The following is a 19,930-nucleotide window of genomic DNA, read 5'->3' on the forward strand; positions in this document are numbered from 1 at the left end:
GTCGTGCAGGGCGCCGGGCGGGAGCGCCGATGGAACCGCCACGTGCGAATCTGCGTACAATAGGAGAGAGATGCAAGTGCGCCGTCCCTATTCGAATCTCACCAAGCTCCTATTGAGCCTTGCACTCCTTGTTTTTTCGACTGTGGCCGCCATACCGGCGTCTGCCGAACGCGTCGAAGACCTTCCCAAGCCAACTAATTACGTTTCAGACTTTGCGCATGTTCTGTCTCCGGAGACGACGGACCGGCTGAATCGCCTTTGCGGACAGCTCGATCATTCGAAGACAGATACACAGATCGCCATCGTCACCATCAAGACGCTAGATGGCGACGCGATCTCGGACTTTGCCAGCCGCCTCGAAGAAAAATGGAAGTTCGGCAAGAAGGGCTCCGATCGCAGCCTGATCCTGCTGTTTGCCATCCAGGACCATAAGCGCCGCATTGAAGTTGGCGACGGCCTTGAGGGGATTCTGCCCGACGCCAAGGTCGGCGATATTGGCGACAGCATGATTCCCGCGCTCAGGCAGGGCAATTATGACGCGGCCATCACCTCCGGCGTCGTTCAGCTTGCCAATGTCATCGCGGCAGACGCGAAGGTCACCTTACAGGACGCCAATCCAGACGACGGAACGCCCCAGGGTGCTCCAGTTCGCCGCGCTCCTCGCCATGGAACTTCACTCATCGGCCTCATCTTCCGCATTGCCATCATCGTTCTCGTTCTTATCTTTTTTGGTGCCAGGGGACTCTTCGGCTTCGGCCTGGGAATGCTTTTCGGTGGCGGAAGAGGCGGCGGTTGGGGCGGAGGCGGTGGCGGCTGGGGTGGCGGAGGCGGAGGTGGCGGTGGAGACTCCGGCTTTGGGGGTGGCGGCGGTGGCCAATCGAGCGGCGGCGGGGCCGACGGCAGCTGGTAAACCAAAGATTTTTGTTGAAACGGCCTTCCCAAGGGAAGCCCAAGGAGAAAGAACTGTATGCGTCGTGGACTTTGGATCGTACTCGGCATTCTCGGCGTCTTCGTCCTGATCGGATTGATGATTTTCGGTAGCTTTAAATCCGCGCAGAATCAGATGGTCGACAAGGATGAGAATGTCAAAAAGACCTGGTCGGATGTGGACGTGCAGTTGCAGCGTCGCGCTGACCTCATTCCGAACCTGGTCGAGACGGTGAAAGGCTTCACCAAGGAAGAAAGCACCGTCTTTGGCGATATCGCCAACGCCCGCGCCGGCCTGCTGAACGCGACCGACCCCAAGACCAAGATCGCCGCCAACGGCACTTTGGATTCAGCCTTCGGCCGCCTGCTGGCGCTCACGGAAAACTACCCGCAACTCCGCTCCAGCGAGCAGTTCAAGAACCTGCAGTATGAGCTTTCGGGAACGGAAAACCGCATTGGCGTAGCCCGCCGAAGGTATAACGAGTCGCTCGAGGACTACAACAAGTTCATTCGCCAGTTTCCGAACAGCGTATGGGCGGGCATCCTCGGCTTCCACGTCAACGACGCCTACTTCCAGGCCAGCCCGACGGCTCGCACCGTGCCCAACGTGAAATTCTAACTACAGAATTCCTGCCCCAGAACGCAAAAAGGCTGCGCCGAGAATCCAACCTCGGCGCAGCCTTTTTGCATGCTTCAAAACCGGAGAGACTACTTGAAGGAAGCGATGGCGCTGGCTTCGTCGTCGTAGATATCGAATACGGTGTAGAGCTTGGTCACCTGCAGAACGTCCTTGACCTTCTTGGTCAGGTTGAGGAGTTTCACGTTGGCATTCTGATTCTTTGCCGTGGTGAACGCGCTCACCAGTTCACCCAGGCCTGACGAATCGATGTAGTTTACGTCGCCGAGGCTCAGCAGGATGTCTTTCACACCCTTGCTGATCAGGTCACGAATCGCATCGCGCAACTGCACACTGCCTTCGCCGAGCGTGATCCGCCCACTCAAATCCAGAATCGTTACGCCATCCAGTTGCCGAGTTGCAATTGAGAGTGCCACAGAGTTCCCTCCTTAGGGGTATTCAGATTATTTCGTATCCAGTGTTTGGGGTGCTTCTCCGCTGGGTGCAGGCGACAGATGCTTGATCAGCGTCAGTTCCGTTCCCGGATGCAGTTGACGAAAGTGTACCTCATCCAGGAAGGATCGTATCAGGAAGATGCCGCGGCCCGTCCCGCGCAATAAATTTTCGGGCGCCAGGGGATCTGGCAGCTTGTCCGGATCGAGGCCTTCGCCCTCATCGGCAATCGTAATCACCAACGATTTGCCGGTATTTTCAAAACTTGCGCTGACCTGCTTGTTGGGATCGTAGCCATTGCCATGCAGAACAGCATTCACCGCCGCCTCGCGCACGGCCATCACGACTTTGAAACTTTCGTCCTCGTCCATGCCGGCTTGCTGCGTCAGCTTTTCCGCCGCTGCCTCGACCTCCGCCACGCTGTCCATCGTCGATGCCAGCTTAAAGCTTCGCCGCCCGCCCTGTGGTTCCGTCACTTATCTCTCCCGTTGCGACTAAGCCTGAATTTCCGCGGCAGCTACCCAGCCGCCCTACGAGGCTCTTCGAAAAATACGCGAACAAGCCACTCCCGGTCAGTTTCAAGTCTGAGGCTCAAAGTGTCAAGGTTTGAAGAGGGCCGGACAGCTCTGGTCGCTCATTGCTTCCAAAATAGGTGTCCGCAGTGTCTACATAAGAACGAATTCTATGATGACCCTCATTCGAATCACAGTGCTCGCTGCCACTCTCGCCCTGCTGTCCCCGGGCTTGGCAGTAGCACAAACCTCTCCACCCCAAAGACAGACCGACCCGAACCATCCCCGCCGCCGCTGTCGCAGCAGATTCGCAAACTCGAAGAGATCCTTGGCTACCCGCTCTTCGACCGCACCTGCGCTCCGTGAGCCTTACTCCAGCGGGCACGGCCTTTCTCGAACGCGCCCAGCGCACTCTGCATAATGTGAACCGTGACCTTGAAGAGGCGCGCAGCATAGGACGCGGCGAAGTCGGCTCGCTGCACATCGGCTTTGTAGGGTCGGCCATGCTGACGACTCTGCCAGCGATCTTTCGTGCCTACCGCAAAGCCAACCCGCTCGTACGGCTGCACCTTCACGAATCCTTCACCAGCAAGGTCGTCGAAGGGCTGCAGAACGGCACCTTGGACGCAGGACTGCTTCGTGATGGGGACCCGACACTCGGCCTCGATGCCGTGCCCATTTACGCGGAGCAATTCGTGGCTGTCCTTCCCGCCAATCATCCACGCGCGAAGCAGAAGTCCATCTCCCCTGCCTCGCTGCGCAATGAAGCCTTCATCCACTACCCGCGCAGCGCTGGTACCCGCGCCTTCGAGAAGCCACTGGCTCTCTGCGAACAGTTTGGCTTTCGCCCGCAGATCGCTCAGGAGGCCTCGCACTGGCTGAGCATCCTGCGCCTCATCGGAGCCGGTCTCGGCGTCTCGATCGCACCGGCTTGCGTGCTCCATATCAACTCAACTGAGGCCGTCTGCCTGCCTCTGCAGCCAAGCAAGCAAGGCCCCAGGATCGACAGCACCATCGAGCTCGCTACGCTGACTGGGGAGTCGCGCCCGATCGTTGCCCGGTTCGCTGACATCGTCCATATGACAGCCAACGCCAGCGATCACAAGCCCCATTCGCGTACCTTCGGTAAATCAAGCTAAACTCAAGCTGCTGCAACTCCGGACTCTGCCATGCGCCCACGTACCGCAACCCGCGTCAGCCTTACTGCCATGCTCGGCACGCCCGTCACCGACACGCAGGGCAACATCCGTGGCCGCATTAAAGATATCGCCGTGGCCACAGGATCCGAAGCAGGCCGCGTTGCTGGTCTTGTCCTCAAGACCCGGCAGGGCCTGCGAATCGTCCCGTCGTTACAGGTCATGGAAACCCCCGCAGGCACGCTCGAACTCCGGTCTCCAGGTGCACTCAGTCCGCTCAACGGCGACGAAAATTACCTCTTCCTGCAGCAGGACCTGATCGACCGCCAGATCATCGATATCCATGGCCGCAAAGTCGTTCGCGTGAACGATGTCGAACTGGAATGGCTTGGCCATGGCGGTGCCCACCTGTTGCGCGTATCACAGGTAGAGGTAGGCTTGCGTGGCGCGGTGCAGCGCGTCTTCAAAGGACTGTTGCCACGCCACACCCTCGAATCGTTCTCCCGGCGCTTCTCCTCGCGGGGTATTCCATGGCAGTTCGTCGATGTCATCGAAGTCGATCCTGCCCGGCGTGTGAAACTCAAGATTGAGCATGAACGGCTTGCGGATATGCACCCGTCCGAACTCGCAGAGATCCTTGCTGATCTCGCTCCCGCCGAGCGGGAAGCGATCTTCACGACCCTTGATGAGCAGGTTGCAGCGGAGACACTGGAAGAAGTCGAGCCGAAGCTGCAAAAGGCTCTTCTCGCCGGACTCGACGAAGAGCGCATCGCGGACATCGTGGAAGAGATGGACCCCGGCGCTGCAGCCGACCTGCTCAGCGAAATGACCGACGAACGCTCCGAGGCCATCCTTGAAGAGATGGACCCGGAAGAGCGTCACGAGGTTGAAGAGCTGCTTGAGTTCCATGAAGACTCCGCCGCCGGCCGCATGACAACTAACTACGTCGCAGTTCCGGCCGATGCTACGGTTGCCGACGCGGTTCAGGCTCTGCGCGACTTCGACGGCGATCCCGAGTCTGTGACGGAGATTTACCTGCTGGATACAGACGATCTGTTGCGCGGATCGGTTCCGCTCTCACGCATGGTAGTGGCTCAACCGGCCAGCCACTTGCGTCTTCTTGCAGAAGTCCGCGTCCGCTCCTGCCCGGCAGATATGCACCAGTCGGATGTGGCCGAGTTATTCGACAAATACAATCTGCGTTCCTTAGCGGTTGTTGATAAGGACGGCAAGATGGTTGGGGTTGTCCACTCAGACCACGTCATCAGCTATCTCATGGAGAAGTTATAAGCCGTAAGTTAACGGATGATATCTCGCAGGTCGCCAGTTTCCAGTACGCGCTTGCTCGCACCATTTCTTGCAACAGCAAGCATGGCTAAGCCAACCTCTTCCGTCGTCAGCACCTGTCTGGGTAACGCCCATCGCAGCAGCGGTCCGAGGGGTTTGATCACTGTGTATAAGATCCGGTACGACTTTGTCTTGGATCGAATCCCGTGCAAGGGCAGAATCATTCCGGGGCGAAACATATACGCCGCTCGAAAAGGCAATCGCAGCAGGGAGTTTTCCAGCCTACCCTTGACCCGCGCCCACATCGATCGTCCCTGTTCCGTACTATCTGTACCCGCTCCAGAGACGTAGACAAAGGTCATCTCAGGGCTTTCTGCGGCCAGAGCCTCGGCGACAACCATCGTCAGATCGTAAGTCATCCTGGTATATTCGGGCTCCTTCATGCCACCCGAAGAAACGCCCAGGCAAAAGAAGCATGCATCGAAACCGGATAAGTTTTGCGCGTACGAAGCCGTGTCGAACATATCGTTGACGACCAGATCTTGCAGCTTGGCATTCCGTACTCCAGTGGCAGTGCGACCAGCTGCTGTCACAGCGGTGACATAGTCGGCCAACAGGCACTCCCGAAGCACACCTTGCCCAACCATTCCAGTCGCACCAAAGATAAGGATCTTCATCGTGCCTCCAACAGCGCTGACGCTTGCCGCGTTCCGCTGAGCGTAAGCCAGATTACTTGCCGGGCGGCTCGATAGCCCCAGCTCCAGCTACGTGGAAGATGCGCGGCACGCGGGCTTCTGGTGCTGGCAGGGCAGGGAAGGCGGCATGCGGCTCGGTTTGGTACCAGTACGCTGTCGAATAGAAGTCGTCGGAGCGGCTGTTGCCGTGGCCATGCTCCATCGTCACTCGAATCGACTTCTCAAATGCGATTGGACTCTCGGTATGCCAGCGATAGAGGCAGTACCGGCTGCCCAGTCTTTCGTCGCCCTTGATGTAGGGCGCGCCATTGTGCTGGAAGGCGAAGGGCTGACTGCTGAAATCCCAGGCTCCGTTGTAGTAGTCCTCCGTGCCGGTTCCGGTGATGGTAGGCAGGGCGTCACCGTCGATGAAGATCATGTCGTCGCCCTCGCCAAACCAGCCTTCCTGGTTCTGCAGGACGGCATGCGTCACGCCCACGAAATGCCCACGCCCGGTCGCTTCCAGGAAGACATAGTTGTCCTTGCCGTCCAGGTTCTTGATGTCGTTGACGGACTTGTCCCAGTTGAACTTCCAGTTATCGACGATCCCCTTGCACGGAGCCGCCTGCCGGTATTGCGCGTGAAAGCGTCCCAGATCGCCCGGCAGAGATGGCAGCGTGACATAGTCGATGGCAAAGTAAAGAGCATCTGTCTTCACGTCGCCTTCGTTAGTCACAGTCATCTTGGCAGCGGTAGAGAACGGCATCTTGAAATAGGCGTTCAGCGCTTTCACGGAAGCTACGGCCAGCAGGGAAGACTGGTAGGTGAAGTATTCGCCCAATCCCAAACCGAAGAAGTCGCCGACAGGCACTTCGATCGAAGGGGAACTCTCTCCATCCCACCAGGCCCGCAGGACGAGGTTCTTGAGATGATAGTCGTCCGGCGTGGCAATGGTGAACCAGATATGCGTCACCACGCCTGCTCCCTTCACGTCGAGAACGGTCGCCGACTTTCCAGGCTCAACCGGCACGGCATCCGCGTTGCCGCCAGTCCTGTCCCAGCTCGAAGAGCGCCGTGTCTTGTAGTTGCGCAGTCGAGCCTCCGCGAATAATTCCTCTGGAGCAATGGCGGCTGGCTCCGGTGGAGGAGTTGCGGCGCTCTCAGCCGTCGCACTTGCCGGGCTCAAGCCTGCCAACACTGCCCCGGACGCAAGCAGTCCAAGCATCCGGCGCCGGGCAATCCCTGCGCTTGCCGGTTCGGTTATGTTATCCAGCGAATTGTCCTCATTGCCTGATGGCTGCACGGTCATAGGTCTCCTCTGATTCGCAACTCCAAACACGAGTCAGCATAGCATCGCGAGCATCTCGCAGGCTCGGTCAAAAGACGCACCAAGATACGCATCTGCAAGAGGTTCGGCGAACGCCTCTCCGGGTGATATGTTCAGGTTTGGGCATCACGCCGAACGGCAGGGAAGGAAGCGGTTGAATGTGGAAGCGCTCGCGAATCCGGATCATGCTCTTCCTCGCCGTGCTCGGCCCCGGCTTCATCACTGCCAACGTCGATAACGACTCCGGCGGCATCTTCACCTACTCCCAGGCAGGCGCGCAGTATGGCTATGAACTGCTCTGGATGATGATCCCGATTACGCTGGCTCTCATCGTTGTCCAGGAGATGTGCGCCCGCATGGGTGTCGTCACAGGCAAGGGGCTCAGCGACCTCATCCGAGAAGAGTTCGGCTTGCGCATCACTGTGGTCATGATGGCCCTGCTGGTCATCGTCAACTTCACGAACGTTATTACCGAATTCATCGGTATTGCCGGCAGCCTGCACCTGTTCCACATCAGCAAGTTCATTTCGGTGCCGATTTGCGCCGTACTGGTCTGGTTTCTCGTTGTTCGCGGGGACTATAAGCAGGTCGAAAAGATCTTTCTCATCGCTTCGGTCGTCTACATCGCCTACATCTTTGCCGGGGTGCTCTCGCAGCCGAGCTGGCACGATGCGCTAATCGCCACCATCAAGCCGCCGCATAAGACAGTCTGGAGCGACAAGGCCTACATCTATATGGCCATTGGCGTAGTCGGCACCACCATCGCGCCCTGGATGCAGTTCTATTTACAGTCGTCCATCGTCGAAAAGGGAATCCGCGTCAAGGACTACGCTGCCTCGCGCCTCGATGTGATTGTTGGCAGCTTCTTTACCGACATCGTCGCCTGGTTCATCGTCGTAGCCTGCGCTGCAACCCTGTACGTACACGGAATGGGCTCGATTCAGGTCGCCTCTGACGCCGCGGAGGCCATGCGTCCGCTGGCGGGAGACTACGCCTTCCTGCTCTTCGCCTTCGGCCTCTTCAATGCATCCCTCTTCGCGGCGTCGATTCTGCCACTTTCAACGGCCTACACGGTTTGTGAAGGACTTGGACTCGAGTCCGGCGTCGACAAGAGCTTCAAAGAGGCGCCATTCTTCTACTGGCTCTACACGCTGTTGATCGCCGGGGGTGGCATTGCCGTGCTCATCCTGCCAGATTCTCAGCTGGTGAATGTGGCGATTCTCTCGCAAGTCTTGAATGGGATGCTGCTGCCAGTCGTCATCATCCTGATGCTGATCCTCATCAACCGCAAGGATCTGATGGGCAAGCACAGCAACTCGCCGCTCTGGAACGTTATCGCCTGGGGCACCAGTCTCATTGTCATCGGGATGACACTGGTCATGCTCTATGGACTGATTCCCGCGCGGTGAACGTTACTCGATCAGTTGATAACGTGGGTGCCCGAGCTTATTCAACGCATCCCATGGCAGTTCTCACGAGAGATGCCAGCCGACAAATTTGCGCGTTGGAAACGGGCCGATGTCCTTGAACGGGTTCGGCTAGATCGTCACGTAATACAACACAAAGGTTATCTGCTTGTGCTGCGCAATCTTCTCGAAGGCCGGTTTCGCCTGCTCGAAGGAGAAGTTGAGCTGGACCCAATTTGTGAATGGATGTCGAGAGTGGGATCGCAAGTACTGTGTTGGCTCGTGGATGAGTGTTGCGCGCATTCGGCGACACGATAATGACCGGCCTTCGCCCCTTGTCAGGGGGATCAGTAGGGAAGCGCGTCCACCAGATTTCACCCCGCTGTGGAAGTCTTGCCTGAGCAGCGCTCATTGGTCGACCCCGGTTACTAGACTGCGGCCAACCATCTCAGCCCATGCAGAGTCCTCTTGAAGCTGGTCGCCTGATATTGCATCGTAGTAGTCGGTATAGGCCGCCTCGATCGCGGCCAATCTTCGCTTAAGCATCAGTTCGCGGAGCAGCAAATCCAATGCTTCAGAGTCCGACCCTGCGTTACTCTGCTGTCTTGCTTCCTGTAGAAAAGCAGCGGATTCAGGGGAAATCGTAAAGCTTCGCTTGATTTTGTTGAATGTCGCCTGAGTTGCCATACCTTTGATCGTACCATTTATCGCCTAAGTTGGGTGCAATCCCGGGAGAGTCGAGAGTACGGTAGGAACTCCTCACCGAATCCATTGCCGGTAGTGACTTTCTGTGCGCGTGAGAGACTAGAGCAGCTTGCCAGCGGCCAGATCCTTGATGAGTCCGCGATCCGCCGCCAGGAAGTCAAATCCCGGCAACTCTTCCAGCTTCACCCAGCGCACTTCCTTGAAGATGCGATTCTCAATCTCACCGCGGAACTCATAGACCGCGAAAAATTGCAGATCGACCGCCCCGCCATGCCTGTAGTTGTGCCTGATATGCGTAACCCGCTTCCCGATGGTCGCATCAATGCCCAGTTCTTCGCTGAGTTCGCGAGCCAGAGCCTGCTCCGGTCCTTCGCCCGGCTCGATTTTGCCGCCGGGAAACTCCCACTGCAAGGCCATCGGCTGATCGGGACGACGCTGGCAAATCAGTACATGGTCGCCACGCAACATAAGCGCTGCCACCACCAGGCGCAGCGCTCCCGGTCGCGCACCGGACACCGGGGCGGGTTCCCCGCCCGGTACAGAATGGACCTCAGAATCTGGCAGCTCTTCCGTCACGTAACCAGTGTAGCCGCTCAAGGCGCCAAGCCGGAAACTCCTGAAGACAAACCAGTTCGATTGGACAAAGGTCGAGAAATTTGCAGCGCCGGGCTACTCTCCGGCGACCGCTGCGTGCACACCTTCGGCCGCTGCAGGCCGGAAATACCCCCACCCCCGTTCGCCGGCAGCAGCGAGCAAAGCAGGAGAAGGATTGATAGGAAAGGCCTTGCGGGCAATCTCCAGCATGGCTAGATCGTGAATCGAGTTGCCGAAAACGGCGTCCGGGTACGGAAGTCCCACCCGCTTCAACGAAGCAGCCTTGCCCTCATCCGTCGGTACATCGATCAAGTCAGCCGTAACCAACCCGCTCTCGACCCGTACCTCAGCCGCCAACACCCGCTCTTCAGGAATGCCAAATTGCCGGACGCCTTCTGCGATAACCCACTTATTGGTGGAGCTCACAGCCCAGAGCGTCGTGCCCTTCGCTCCTAGGGTCTCGAGCAACTGGTCGATCTCCGGAAAGATTCGACCCTGCACATGGCTCCGCACAAATTCCGCCGCCGCCGAGCGCAGCTCCTGTTCGCGTAAGCCCGCGTACACCTGCGTCATCTCGCCGCAGATGTCCAGTTCGGAAACCTTGCCGGCCATGTAAGCCCTGTGCCGCGTATCGATCCAGTCGCTGGCGGTTCGGGACACCAGACCCTGCTCAATCGACCAGACCATGAACCCGTAACCGGCATCGCCGCTCCAGATCGTGCCATCGCAATCAAATACAGCAACCTTGGGATCGAGCCCTGTTACCAGCTGTTCCAGTTCTGCAGCCGTCCAGCGGGGAATTTCAAGTTCTTTGACTGTCACTCGTCTTCAACCTCATTTAAACCGCGCCGTTCCGGCCATCGGTATCTCTCGGCTCAGGCCATCGCGTCGTTACATGCGCTATCGTGTACCGTTCCTACCATTCTCCCCCAGCGGACGCATTTTGACTATCCACCCCCGACAAACTTTTATATTCGACCTGCCGCACGAACAGCCTATAGCTAAAACCTCCTGCTGGCGGTCGTGTGCGCTTATGCCAGCCATAAAAGAATCTCATAAGCCTGAATATCACTGCAGCTTTGATAGATTGAGCGCATACCCGCTGGAAATTCCTTCGCGGCGAGCAGCCTTCATCAGGCCAGTGACAGCTTTTGCCGCACTTGTCGCCAGCGGATGCACCATTGCTTCCGCAACCCTGTCTGGAAATCTGGCAGGGTCCGAAATGCCCTCCGGGGCTTAATGCAATGTCTGTCCCTCACGAAGGGCCACAACAGGCTAACCTCAGCCCCAAGCTGCATCCATGATCTTCCCCGCAACGCACTTATCACCAGCAGCTTAAAAACTGTTTCATGGATGCGCCGGTTCATCTCGATTCATCTTTTGCTTCGATTTTTAGAGCACTACATGCAGTCCAAAATTCCCGGAGGTCCTCTTGAGGATTCGTCGCAGTCTTGCACTCCTTTTCATACCTGTAACGTTCGTAGCGCTCCTGTTCACGCCGTCTTTTCTGGTGGCTCAGACCAACACTACGTCCCTCAGCGGCGCAGTCTACGATCCTTCCGGGGCAGCCGTTGAAGGCGCAACGGTCACCATCACGGATGCTTCAAAAGGCACCGTCAAGACCACGCCGAGCAAGTCGAAGGGTGCATTCGAATTTCCTCAGTTGGCTCCCGGTCATTACGCACTGACCGTCAGCTCCCCGGGTTTCTCCGACTTCAAGCAGGAACTGGAACTGCTGGTCGCGTCGCCAGCCACGGTCAATGTCAAAATGTCCATCGGGGCCGTAACCACGGTCAGTGTGGAAGCCACAGCAGCCACGGTGAACACCGCGGATGCCACGCTCGGCAAGCCATTCGACAGCGTGCAGATCCAGAATCTCCCCTACCAGGCGGACAACGTCCTCTCGCTGCTCTCGCTCCAGCCTGGCGTACAGTCGCTCGACCCAGGTGGCAAAACCGCCGGCCTCAACCAGGACTCCCGTACCGGTATCGTCAATGGCGCGCGGCAGGATCAGACCAATGTCACACTCGACGGCGTTGACGACAATGACCAGAACAACGGCTACGCCTTCAACGGCGTCCTTCGCTCCACCCGCGACTCCGTAGAAGAGTTCCGTGTCGTCACCAGCAACCCCAATGCCGACTCCGGCCGCTCCTCCGGCGCACAGGTTTCGCTGGTCACCCGCAGCGGCAGCAACGCACTTCACGGCAGCGCCTACGAGTACTACCGTGACCCGGCGGCCTCCGCCAATGATTGGTTCTACAAGCAGGGCGAACTGGCGAGCGGCCAGCCCAACACTGCTGCCAAAATCCTGCAGCACACCTACGGAGCGTCGTTTGGCGCCCCCATCAAGAAGGACAAGCTCTTCTTCTTTGGCGCTTATGAAGGCTTTAAGCAAGCCAGCGATTCCGTCGTTCTCAACCAGGTACCCTCCGTGCTCAACCCGGTTGCTGGCGTACCTACCGTCGATGGTTTCGGCGGCCTGATCACCCAGACCGTTACCTATCGCGACTCGCTGAGCACCGACAGCACGGCTCACATCACCACGCTGCAACCCTCGGACATCGCCAAGATGGATCCCAACTGTACGGCCACCGGAGCCTGCCCCAACGGCCCCGGCGTAGATGCTGCAGCGATCGCCTACTTCAACCAGTTCCCCAAAGCCAACTCCAATAACGCCGGCGATGGCTACAACACCGGCGGCTTCGTCTTCGCCTCACCCGCGCCGGAATCGCTCATCACCAACATCGCCCGCCTCGATTACAACCTGACCTCACGGCAGACCTTATTCGTCCGCGGCAATCTGCAGGCCGACAACCTTCTGAGCCCGGTGCAATTCCCCGGTGGACCGCCGAACTCGGCCACCTACAGCAACTCCCGCGGTATCGCTGCCGGCCATATCTGGAGCATCACCAACTCGCTCACCAACAACTTCCGCTACGGCTACATCCGTCAGAATCAGGCGATTCGCGGCGCAACCAATCAGCCCTACGTATCTTTTGATGCCGTCACTAACCTCACCTCCACCAACACCTCCTCAATCAATATCGTGCCGGTGCACAATGTGATCGACGACATGACGTGGATCAAGGGCCGCCACACCATCCAGTTCGGCATCAACGACCGCTTCATCTCAAACTCCCGCTATGCCGACTTCACCCTCTATCCCACCGGTGACGTGACCGCCGACCTGCTCGCGACGGCAGCCATCGCAGGCAAAGGAACCAGCCTCGATCCTGGCGCCTTCGGCTACACGCCGGTCGATCCGAGCTTCTCCACCTTCTACAACAGCTCGATTCTTGGAGCCGTTGGCGGCATCACCTATGCCTCGCAATATCTGAACTTCAAGATTCAGGGCAATCAACTCAACCCGCTCGCGCCCGGCACCGAACCGACTCGCCACTACCGCTCCGCGGAACAGGAATACTACGTTCAGGACAGCTGGAAGGCGACGCCTCATCTCACACTCACTGCCGGCCTGCGCTATAGCTATCTCGGCGTTCCGTACGAAACGAACGGCCAGCAAGTAGCCCCCAGCGCGCCGCTGCGCACCTTCCTCGCCAACCGCATCACGGCGTCGAACTCCGGTGCGGCCGCAGCAGGCAATCCGTTCAACAACCGTATCTCCGTCGTCCCCGCAGGCTCGGCCAACAACAAGCCCAACCTCTGGTCGCCGCAGAAAACCAACTTTGCGCCGCGTTTCAGCGTCGCCTACTCCACACCCGACGAAAAGACCTCCATCCGCGCCGGTTTCGGTCTGGTCTTTGACCACTTCGGCGAGGGTGTCATTGACAATTACGATGCCAATGGCGCCTTTACGCTGAATACCCAATATGTCTCCAACTACAGCAGCGTGGATACGGCTCAGCGGTTCACCGGGTACCACAACGTTCCGGTGCCCACCATCACTGCCTCACCACGTACCTTCCCCGTCACGCCGGATGACCAGAATTTCTCCTTCGTCAGCAGCATCGACGACACCATCAAGACGCCGTACGCAGAGACCTTCAACCTCACCGTCCAGCATCAGTTCAAAGCGGGCGTTACGCTTACCGCAACCTACGTTGGCCGCCTCGGACGTCATGTCCTTGCCAGCCTCGATGTAGCAGCGCCATCCAACGTCTACGACCCCGGCAGCAACCAGACCTACTTCCAGGCCATTACCGCCATCGACAAGCTCGTCGATCAGGGCGTTGACCCCAGCGCCGTGCCGACCATGAAGTACTGGCAGGACATCTTCCCCAACGCCACGCACCCTCAGTTCGACGCCAACGGTAATCAGATCGGTACCTACACCGGCACGCAGGCTATCTACGCATCGATCCAGGGCGGCGATCGCGGCAACGAAACCGATACGCTCTACAACAACGACCTCAACCCCGGCTCGGCCGCCGACGGCCAGAGCACCTTCCGCTTCTTCTTCCCGCAGTATTCGTCCATCTATACGCAGTCGTCGGTCGCCAGCAGCAACTACAACGCGCTGCAGGTCTCACTGCGGCAGACGCTGAAGTATGGCCTGCAGTACGACTTTAACTACACCTACGGCCATTCCTTCGACTACGGCTCCGACCCCGAGCGCAAGGCCAACAATGGTTGGAACCCGATCATCAACACGTTCTCGCCATCGCAGATGTATGCACCCTCGGACTTCGACATCCGCCACAACATTACCGCCAACTACATCCTCGATGTGCCGGTTGGCCGCGGCGCAAAGTTCTTCTCCAACGCCAATAGCCTCATCGACCACATCATCGGCGGATGGACACTCGACGGTCTCGTTCACTACAGCTCTGCACTTCCATTCTCGGCCCATGCGACCTACGTTTACGGCACCAACTTCGCCAATGAAAGCAACATGGTGCAGATCGGTAAAATCAAGTCCGGCGGTCACCGCTATGTTGCCAGCAACGGCGGCTTTGAGACGGCCTGGAAGAATCAGACGGTGCAGCAGGTCTTGAACAACCTCCGCTTCGCGTATCCAGGCGAAACAGGCCAGCGCAACAACTTCCGCGGAGATGGCTACCTTTCACTCGACAACGGTCTCTCGAAGTCTTTCCGCATCTTTCACGAGCACAAGTTGAAGCTCTCGGTTGAAGTCTTCAACGTCCTCAACGACACCCGCTTCAACACGCAGTCTGCCGACGGCCTGAACGTCAACAGCACCACCACCAATGGCTCCAGCACCCTCTTTGGCCAGTACGCCTCGCTGCTGGTCCAGCCTCGCCAGATGCAGTTCTCCGGCAAGTACAACTTCTAATCCGGGTGATAGACCGAACAGAAATGCCCCGCAGGCTTCTCGCATGCGGGGCATTTTCTCGCCCGGAATGCCGCTGCTGCAAAGATTCTTTTACACCTGTTGCTGGATTTGATTCGGTGTTCATCATGGTTCTGTAGCCGCGCAATCCTGCACACCGGGGACCGCGCCCAGCCCATAATCACAGGAGTGGATACCGCGCGCAATCTCGTCCTCTTGACGGAGTACCTGACCTATTTACGCGTGGAGAAAGGTCTCCGTCCGCTCACCTGCGAGGCCTACGACAGCGACCTCAAGACCTTCGCTGAATTCCTCGAAGGCCGCCACGGTGTGCTGCTAACCGCTACACAGCAGGACGTCGCCGCTTTCCTCGAACATCTGCGGATGCACGGTATCGACGCCCGCTCCGCGGCACGCAAACTAAGCTGTCTCCGCGGCTTCTATAAGTGGCTCCTGCTCGATCGCCGCATTCATCACGATCCGACAATCAACATCGAATCCCCGAAAGCCTGGAAGGTTCTGCCCAAGTCTCTCGCCGAGTCGGAAATCAATGGCATGCTCACCTCCGCCGAAGCCCAGACCGAAGCTCCCGCCAACGGCCCACAGTCGCGTGCCACAGCACTCCGCAACCGCGCCATCCTTGAGCTGCTGTACGCCGGGGGTCTGCGCGTCTCTGAGGTCACAAGCCTCTCGACAAGCGATCTCGCTCTTGACCTGGGTAGAGTCATGGTTCGCGGCAAAGGCGACAAGGAGCGCATTGTTCCACTCGGCGTAGCTGCTCTTGAAGCATTGTCGATCTATCTCAAAGAAGGCCGTCCGCATCTGGCGCGCGTTCGCGCCCGAGCTTCTGATGCCTCCACGCTCTTCCTCTCCTTGCGCGGCATGCCGATGACACGCCAGTCCATCTGGCTGCTGGTGAAAGCCAGCAACAACTCTGCAAGCCCGCATACCTTGCGCCACAGTTGCGCCACGCACATGGTCGAGCACGGCGCAGATTTGCGCTCCGTGCAACTCCTCCTCGGTCACGCAGATATCTCAACCACGCAGGTGTATACGCACCTTGCTCTCGGTCGCCTCAAGGCAGTCCATCGCGAACACCATCCACGAGGCAACCGGCGCATTGCGGCCGAGCCCCAAGCGCCGCCAAGTAAGTTGTTCCTCGTCGCAAAATCGACAGCCGATGAGGATCAGCAATGAGCGCAATTCTCGAAGACGTATCCGTAGCGAGCTTGGAGGATGCATCGGAGCATCCTGCGCCGACGCAGCTCGATCAGCTTGTGACTGCATACCTGGCTGTACTTGCCAACGAGCGCGGCAGCTCGCCTCATACCCTCCGCGCCTACGAGCGCGAGCTTCGCGCCTTCACTGCTTATATCGTCAAGCAGCAAGGCTACGACACAGCACCATCCGCCATCGAACACACGCGCATCCGCGCATGGCTTGGTTCATTGTATGAACGTGGTCTCTCGAAGGCCTCAGCAGCGCGAGCATTGGCAGCCGTGCGAAGCTGGTTCCGCTGGCTGGCCCGTTTCCATCATGTCGAGCAGAATGTGGCATCGCTGGTGGCCACACCCAAGCTGCCCAAGCATCTGCCACGCGTCCCATCCATCGAGCAGATGAACCAGGTCATCGATTCCGTAACGTCCCACAGCGATTCAGAGGAATCGACCGCAAGCTGGCCAGCCCGCGACGCGGTCATCTTCGAATTGCTCTACGGATGCGGCATGCGTAATGCCGAACTCACTGGCCTCAATCTCGCCGACATTCACTGGGCCAACGAAGCGATCCTCGTTCGCGGCAAAGGCCAGAAGCAGCGCTATGTTCCGCTTGGCGACGCAGCCGCGCAAGCCATCCGCCTCTACCTTGGCGAACGCCAGGCTCGTCTCACCGCAGCACAACGCAATCCAGCCGACTTCGATGCGCTCCTGCTCAACCTGCACCTGCGCGGCAGTGGCCGTCTCTCCACGCGTTCTGTAGCCCGCATCGTCAAACACATTGCCGTCGAGCGTGGACTCTCTTCAGATGTGCATCCGCACACCTTGCGCCACGCTTTTGGAACGCACTTGTTGGAAGAAGGAGCAGACCTGCGCAGCATTCAGGAACTACTCGGCCACGAGCGCCTCAGCACCACACAGCGCTACACGCAGCTTACCGCTGCTCAACTCACCGTGGTCTATGACAAGACCCATCCGCGAGCCAAGTAGTTCGCGCTGCGTAGCTATTTACTTTCGCTCGTCGTAGGGTCAATGATTCCACGAACTTCAAGCACTGCATCGGCCGGAAACCCACCCAGCTTTGCGTGCTCACGAATCATCTCCGCATTCGGCGCGATGTATACGCACGTCACCTTGTCGTCCGTCACATACGACTGCACCCACTGAATTTCCGGCCCCATCGACCGCAACACACCACAGGAAGTCTGCGAAATCCCCTGAAGCTGCTCAGGGGTCAGCTTTCCAGCACCAGGAATGTTGCGCTCAATCAAGAACTTAGGCATGCGTTGTCCTCTTTCAAAACTCGTTCCAAAATTCGAAAATCAGTGTACTCCGTAAGGCCGTTCTGAGGTGGCGCTGATTTTGAACTTGTGACGAGCAGATCGCAGCCTACGCATGCGTCGGCTTGTTGCCGTACCGCCAGCGCACCCACTCATACAACGGCAACCCAAGCAGGATCAAGCCCGAACCGATCAGCGACCCGCGAAGGTTGCTTGTATAGCTGGAAACCAGCACCGCAAGCGCGCACAACACAAACAATGCCGGCAGCACCGGATATCCCCAGACACGATACGGCCGCGCCATCTCCGGATGCTTGCGTCGATACACAAACACCGTCGTGGCTGTAAGCGCATAGAAGAGCCACTCTGCGAATACCGCCAACTCAAACAACTGCTGAAACCGCCCCAGCGCCAGCAGCAGTACAGACGAGAGGATCGCTTGCACCACCAGCGAATACGCAGGACTCTTAAACTTCGGATGTACCTCGCCAAAGCGAGGAAAGAAAAGCTTGTCCCGCGCAGCAGCAAATGGAATACGCGCGCCGGACATGATCGTTCCATTGAGCGTGACAAAGATGCTGAGCGCCATCCCGCCCGCAACCAGCGCAGCGCCCGCAGGCCCCGCCACTACCCGCAACGCCTCGATAGCAGGCCGAGGAGAAGCAGCAATCTGTGCCGCAGGCAGGATGTACTGGATCGCCGCGTTGGTCGCCATGAAGAGCACACCGACGATAAATAATCCGCCAATCAAGGCAATTGGCAGATTGCGACCCGGTTGCTTCACTTCGCCTGCCACCATCGTCAGATCGTTCCATCCGTCGTATGCCCAAAGCGTAGCAATCAGCGCAATCATGAAGCCATTGATTCCGCCCGTAGCATGCGTCAGCGAAGTATGGAAATTCCCCCACGACCCCACCGCGGAAGAAAAGCAGAAGCCCGCGACAACCAGGATGAGCACACCCTTGAGCACAGTGAAGACAACCTGAAAATCGCCAGCCTTCTTGATCCCGAGATAGTTCAGCCCGGTAATGAGCCAGGTCATTCCAATGGCAAACAACTGAGACCACATCACCGGCAAGGGTCCGCCAACCGCCTGCGTATCGAGCCAATGAAACATCGCAAAAATTCCCAGGGTTCGCGCCAGCCCGCTGGTCACCGAAGCAATCGATGCAGGCTTGGCCACAGCAAACCAGGTCCACATATACAGAAATCCGGTGCGGTCCCCATAAGCACCGCGCAGATACACATATTCGCCGCCCGCGTAGGGCATCATCGCGCCCAGCTCGGCATAGGTCATCGCCCCAAAGAGAGACAAGAGACCGCCCACGACCCACGCCAGATACACCAGCCCCGAAGACCCGACAGCATTCATCATCTCCGTCGGCACAAGAAAGATGCCGCTGCCGATAATCGTGCCCACCACAATCGCCATCGCATGGCTGCCACCCAGTACGCGCGGCAGATCCTGTGTCTTGTCATTCGCAGCGAGAGTGGTAGGAGGCTGGCTCATGGTTGAACCGAGATTAGCATGGCCAGCCGCTGTGCGAATCCTCCAGAATCAGGAAATCAGATCGCTGTGGCGGCAGCTATACTCATCCTCAATCCATGAAGATATTCGCCATCCTCCTCATCGCACTCGCCGCTCTCGCAACAAGAGTTTCCGCGCAAACGCCATCACCAGTAGTCCAGCCGGAATGGTGTAAGTCTCTTCCGAATCCGAAATACAAGGCCCTCAAGCGCATCCCGTTGCCAGACACCTGGTTCGAGGTCTACGAAGTATCGCCCGCAGTCTTCGCCCTCTACGAACCGCGCCAGTCCGAAAGCACCATCGGCTATCTCATCGTAGGCAGCCAGCGCGCCATCCTTTTCGATACCGGTATGGGCATTGCGGATATCAAGAGCATCGTCGCGCAGCTTACCAAACTCCCTGTGATCGTTCTGAACTCACATACCCACGGCGACCACGTAGGCGGCAACTGGCAATTCACCACCATCTACAGCATGGACACAGACTTCTCGCGTCAAAACGCGAAAGGCTCCAGCAAGCAGGCGCAAGAAGAGATCCAGCCCAGCGAACTCTGCGGCGCGCTCCCTGTGGGTTTCGAAGCAAAGACTTACGTCACCCGGCCCTGGAGGATCACAAAATATATCCACGACGGCGATCGCATCGATCTCGGCGGCCGCACCATCCAAGTCATCTCCACCCCCGGCCACACACCCGACGCCATCTGCCTCTTTGACCGCGCCAACGGCCTGCTTTTTACCGGAGACACCTACTACCCCGGCACCATCTATCTCTTCGCCCCAGAGACCAGTCTGCAAGCGTACGAAGCATCCATCCATCGCCTCGCAGCGCTGGCGCCGCAAGTGAAAGAGGTACTCGGCGCGCATAACTTCCCGCTCACGCCGCCAACGATCCTACCCAGGTTAGTCGAAGATTTTGAATCAGTCAGGAGCGGCAAAGTAGCGGCAAAATCCGGTGGCCCTGGAAAATCAGTCTATAAGGCTAGTCAAATATCGTTTCTCATGCAGGCTAAGCAGTAGC

19 protein-coding genes are annotated in these 19,930 nt (G+C 58.3%); 9 read left to right on the forward strand and 10 right to left on the reverse strand.

All coding sequences use genetic code 11. The features are described 5' to 3' along the window. The first annotated feature begins 70 nt into the window (after positions 1-70). The gene (locus AC5S27_RS09675; protein ID WP_493934361.1) at positions 71-910 is read left to right on the forward strand and encodes a TPM domain-containing protein; all 840 of its coding nucleotides are present in this window, start codon (positions 71-73) and stop codon (positions 908-910) included. Between the two features lie 57 nt (positions 911-967). Further along, a complete protein-coding gene (locus AC5S27_RS09680) occupies positions 968-1,546 on the forward strand; it encodes a LemA family protein (RefSeq protein WP_493934362.1) in 579 nt (192 codons plus the stop codon). A gap of 89 nt (positions 1,547-1,635) precedes the next feature. On the opposite strand, the gene AC5S27_RS09685 is transcribed toward AC5S27_RS09680, so the two are convergent. Both AC5S27_RS09685 and AC5S27_RS09690 read right to left on the reverse strand, forming a co-directional pair. Next, entirely contained in the window at positions 1,636-1,980 is a 345-nt protein-coding gene (locus AC5S27_RS09685) for an STAS domain-containing protein (RefSeq protein WP_493934363.1), read from the reverse strand. Positions 1,981-2,007: 27 nt separating this feature from the next. Beyond that, positions 2,008-2,472, reverse strand: coding sequence for an ATP-binding protein (locus tag AC5S27_RS09690; protein ID WP_493934364.1), 465 nt, complete (start codon positions 2,470-2,472; stop codon positions 2,008-2,010). Between the two features lie 398 nt (positions 2,473-2,870). Here AC5S27_RS09690 and AC5S27_RS09695 point away from each other — a divergent pair, with 398 nt between their 5' ends. Together AC5S27_RS09695 and AC5S27_RS09700 are read left to right on the forward strand one after the other, a co-directional pair. Then, the gene (locus tag AC5S27_RS09695; protein ID WP_493934365.1) at positions 2,871-3,647 is read left to right on the forward strand and encodes a LysR family substrate-binding domain-containing protein; all 777 of its coding nucleotides are present in this window, start codon (positions 2,871-2,873) and stop codon (positions 3,645-3,647) included. 30 nt (positions 3,648-3,677) lie between these two features. After that, the gene (locus tag AC5S27_RS09700) at positions 3,678-4,934 is read left to right on the forward strand and encodes a magnesium transporter MgtE N-terminal domain-containing protein (RefSeq protein ID WP_493934366.1); all 1,257 of its coding nucleotides are present in this window, start codon (positions 3,678-3,680) and stop codon (positions 4,932-4,934) included. A gap of 8 nt (positions 4,935-4,942) precedes the next feature. On the opposite strand, the gene AC5S27_RS09705 is transcribed toward AC5S27_RS09700, so the two are convergent. Together AC5S27_RS09705 and AC5S27_RS09710 are read right to left on the reverse strand one after the other, a co-directional pair. Continuing rightward, complete coding sequence (locus tag AC5S27_RS09705) at positions 4,943-5,608, reverse strand: NAD(P)H-binding protein (RefSeq protein WP_493934367.1); 666 nt, start codon at positions 5,606-5,608, stop codon at positions 4,943-4,945. A 52-nt stretch (positions 5,609-5,660) separates the two neighbouring features. Continuing rightward, positions 5,661-6,914 carry a glycoside hydrolase family 172 protein gene (locus AC5S27_RS09710; protein WP_493934368.1) on the reverse strand — a complete coding sequence of 418 codons (1,254 nt, stop codon included), beginning with the start codon at positions 6,912-6,914 and terminating at the stop codon, positions 5,661-5,663. Positions 6,915-7,090: 176 nt separating this feature from the next. On the opposite strand from AC5S27_RS09710, the gene AC5S27_RS09715 reads away from it, so the two are divergent. Then, on the forward strand, positions 7,091-8,341 hold the full coding sequence (locus tag AC5S27_RS09715; RefSeq protein WP_493934369.1) for an Nramp family divalent metal transporter: 1,251 nt from the start codon (positions 7,091-7,093) through the stop codon (positions 8,339-8,341). A gap of 37 nt (positions 8,342-8,378) precedes the next feature. Here the strand turns inward: AC5S27_RS09715 and AC5S27_RS09720 are convergent, their stop codons facing one another. The 4 genes from AC5S27_RS09720 to AC5S27_RS09735 form a co-directional block, all read right to left on the reverse strand. Then, positions 8,379-8,750, reverse strand: a complete 372-nt coding sequence (locus tag AC5S27_RS09720; RefSeq protein ID WP_493934370.1) for a type II toxin-antitoxin system PemK/MazF family toxin — start codon at positions 8,748-8,750, stop codon at positions 8,379-8,381. Then, complete coding sequence (locus AC5S27_RS09725; protein ID WP_493934371.1) at positions 8,747-9,025, reverse strand: hypothetical protein; 279 nt, start codon at positions 9,023-9,025, stop codon at positions 8,747-8,749. The genes AC5S27_RS09720 and AC5S27_RS09725 overlap by 4 nt, the downstream gene beginning before the upstream one ends. A gap of 117 nt (positions 9,026-9,142) precedes the next feature. Further along, on the reverse strand, positions 9,143-9,640 hold the full coding sequence (locus tag AC5S27_RS09730) for a (deoxy)nucleoside triphosphate pyrophosphohydrolase (protein ID WP_493934372.1): 498 nt from the start codon (positions 9,638-9,640) through the stop codon (positions 9,143-9,145). Positions 9,641-9,712: 72 nt separating this feature from the next. Beyond that, positions 9,713-10,459 (reverse strand): HAD family hydrolase, encoded by a 747-nt coding sequence (locus AC5S27_RS09735; protein ID WP_493934373.1) that lies wholly within the window; start codon positions 10,457-10,459, stop codon positions 9,713-9,715. A gap of 610 nt (positions 10,460-11,069) precedes the next feature. Between AC5S27_RS09735 and AC5S27_RS09740 the strand changes: the two genes are divergently transcribed. The 3 genes from AC5S27_RS09740 (at position 11,070) to AC5S27_RS09750 (ending at position 17,095) form a co-directional block, all read left to right on the forward strand. Next, positions 11,070-14,894 (forward strand): carboxypeptidase-like regulatory domain-containing protein, encoded by a 3,825-nt coding sequence (locus tag AC5S27_RS09740; RefSeq protein WP_493934374.1) that lies wholly within the window; start codon positions 11,070-11,072, stop codon positions 14,892-14,894. 186 nt (positions 14,895-15,080) lie between these two features. Next, a complete protein-coding gene (locus tag AC5S27_RS09745; RefSeq protein ID WP_493934375.1) occupies positions 15,081-16,088 on the forward strand; it encodes a site-specific tyrosine recombinase in 1,008 nt (335 codons plus the stop codon). Beyond that, a complete protein-coding gene (locus tag AC5S27_RS09750; RefSeq protein ID WP_493934376.1) occupies positions 16,085-17,095 on the forward strand; it encodes a tyrosine recombinase XerC in 1,011 nt (336 codons plus the stop codon). Before AC5S27_RS09745 ends, AC5S27_RS09750 begins: the two co-directional genes overlap by 4 nt. Before the next feature lie 14 nt (positions 17,096-17,109). Here AC5S27_RS09750 and AC5S27_RS09755 read toward each other — a convergent pair whose 3' ends face one another. Both AC5S27_RS09755 and AC5S27_RS09760 read right to left on the reverse strand, forming a co-directional pair. Then, the gene (locus AC5S27_RS09755; protein ID WP_493934377.1) at positions 17,110-17,388 is read right to left on the reverse strand and encodes a DUF4242 domain-containing protein; all 279 of its coding nucleotides are present in this window, start codon (positions 17,386-17,388) and stop codon (positions 17,110-17,112) included. A gap of 106 nt (positions 17,389-17,494) precedes the next feature. Then, on the reverse strand, positions 17,495-18,895 hold the full coding sequence (locus AC5S27_RS09760) for an APC family permease (protein ID WP_493934378.1): 1,401 nt from the start codon (positions 18,893-18,895) through the stop codon (positions 17,495-17,497). Positions 18,896-18,990: 95 nt separating this feature from the next. On the opposite strand from AC5S27_RS09760, the gene AC5S27_RS09765 reads away from it, so the two are divergent. Then, positions 18,991-19,929 (forward strand): MBL fold metallo-hydrolase, encoded by a 939-nt coding sequence (locus AC5S27_RS09765; RefSeq protein WP_493934379.1) that lies wholly within the window; start codon positions 18,991-18,993, stop codon positions 19,927-19,929. Position 19,930 lies beyond the last annotated feature (1 nt).

It is taken from the genome of Acidicapsa borealis (assembly GCF_059115245.1).

Bases quoted from the DNA above. Each gene is read 5' to 3' on its own strand.
- AC5S27_RS09675 (WP_493934361.1), top strand. From the start codon at position 71: ATGCAAGTGCGCCGTCCCTATTCGAATCTCACCAAGCTCCTATTGAGC.
- AC5S27_RS09680 (WP_493934362.1), top strand. From the start codon at position 968: ATGCGTCGTGGACTTTGGATCGTACTCGGCATTCTCGGCGTCTTCGTC.
- AC5S27_RS09700 (WP_493934366.1), top strand. From the start codon at position 3,678: ATGCGCCCACGTACCGCAACCCGCGTCAGCCTTACTGCCATGCTCGGC.
- AC5S27_RS09705 (WP_493934367.1), bottom strand. From the start codon at position 5,608: ATGAAGATCCTTATCTTTGGTGCGACTGGAATGGTTGGGCAAGGTGTG.
- AC5S27_RS09710 (WP_493934368.1), bottom strand. From the start codon at position 6,914: ATGACCGTGCAGCCATCAGGCAATGAGGACAATTCGCTGGATAACATA.
- AC5S27_RS09715 (WP_493934369.1), top strand. From the start codon at position 7,091: ATGTGGAAGCGCTCGCGAATCCGGATCATGCTCTTCCTCGCCGTGCTC.
- AC5S27_RS09720 (WP_493934370.1), bottom strand. From the start codon at position 8,750: ATGAGCGCTGCTCAGGCAAGACTTCCACAGCGGGGTGAAATCTGGTGG.
- AC5S27_RS09725 (WP_493934371.1), bottom strand. From the start codon at position 9,025: ATGGCAACTCAGGCGACATTCAACAAAATCAAGCGAAGCTTTACGATT.
- AC5S27_RS09750 (WP_493934376.1), top strand. From the start codon at position 16,085: ATGAGCGCAATTCTCGAAGACGTATCCGTAGCGAGCTTGGAGGATGCA.
- AC5S27_RS09755 (WP_493934377.1), bottom strand. From the start codon at position 17,388: ATGCCTAAGTTCTTGATTGAGCGCAACATTCCTGGTGCTGGAAAGCTG.
- AC5S27_RS09760 (WP_493934378.1), bottom strand. From the start codon at position 18,895: ATGAGCCAGCCTCCTACCACTCTCGCTGCGAATGACAAGACACAGGAT.
- AC5S27_RS09765 (WP_493934379.1), top strand. From the start codon at position 18,991: ATGAAGATATTCGCCATCCTCCTCATCGCACTCGCCGCTCTCGCAACA.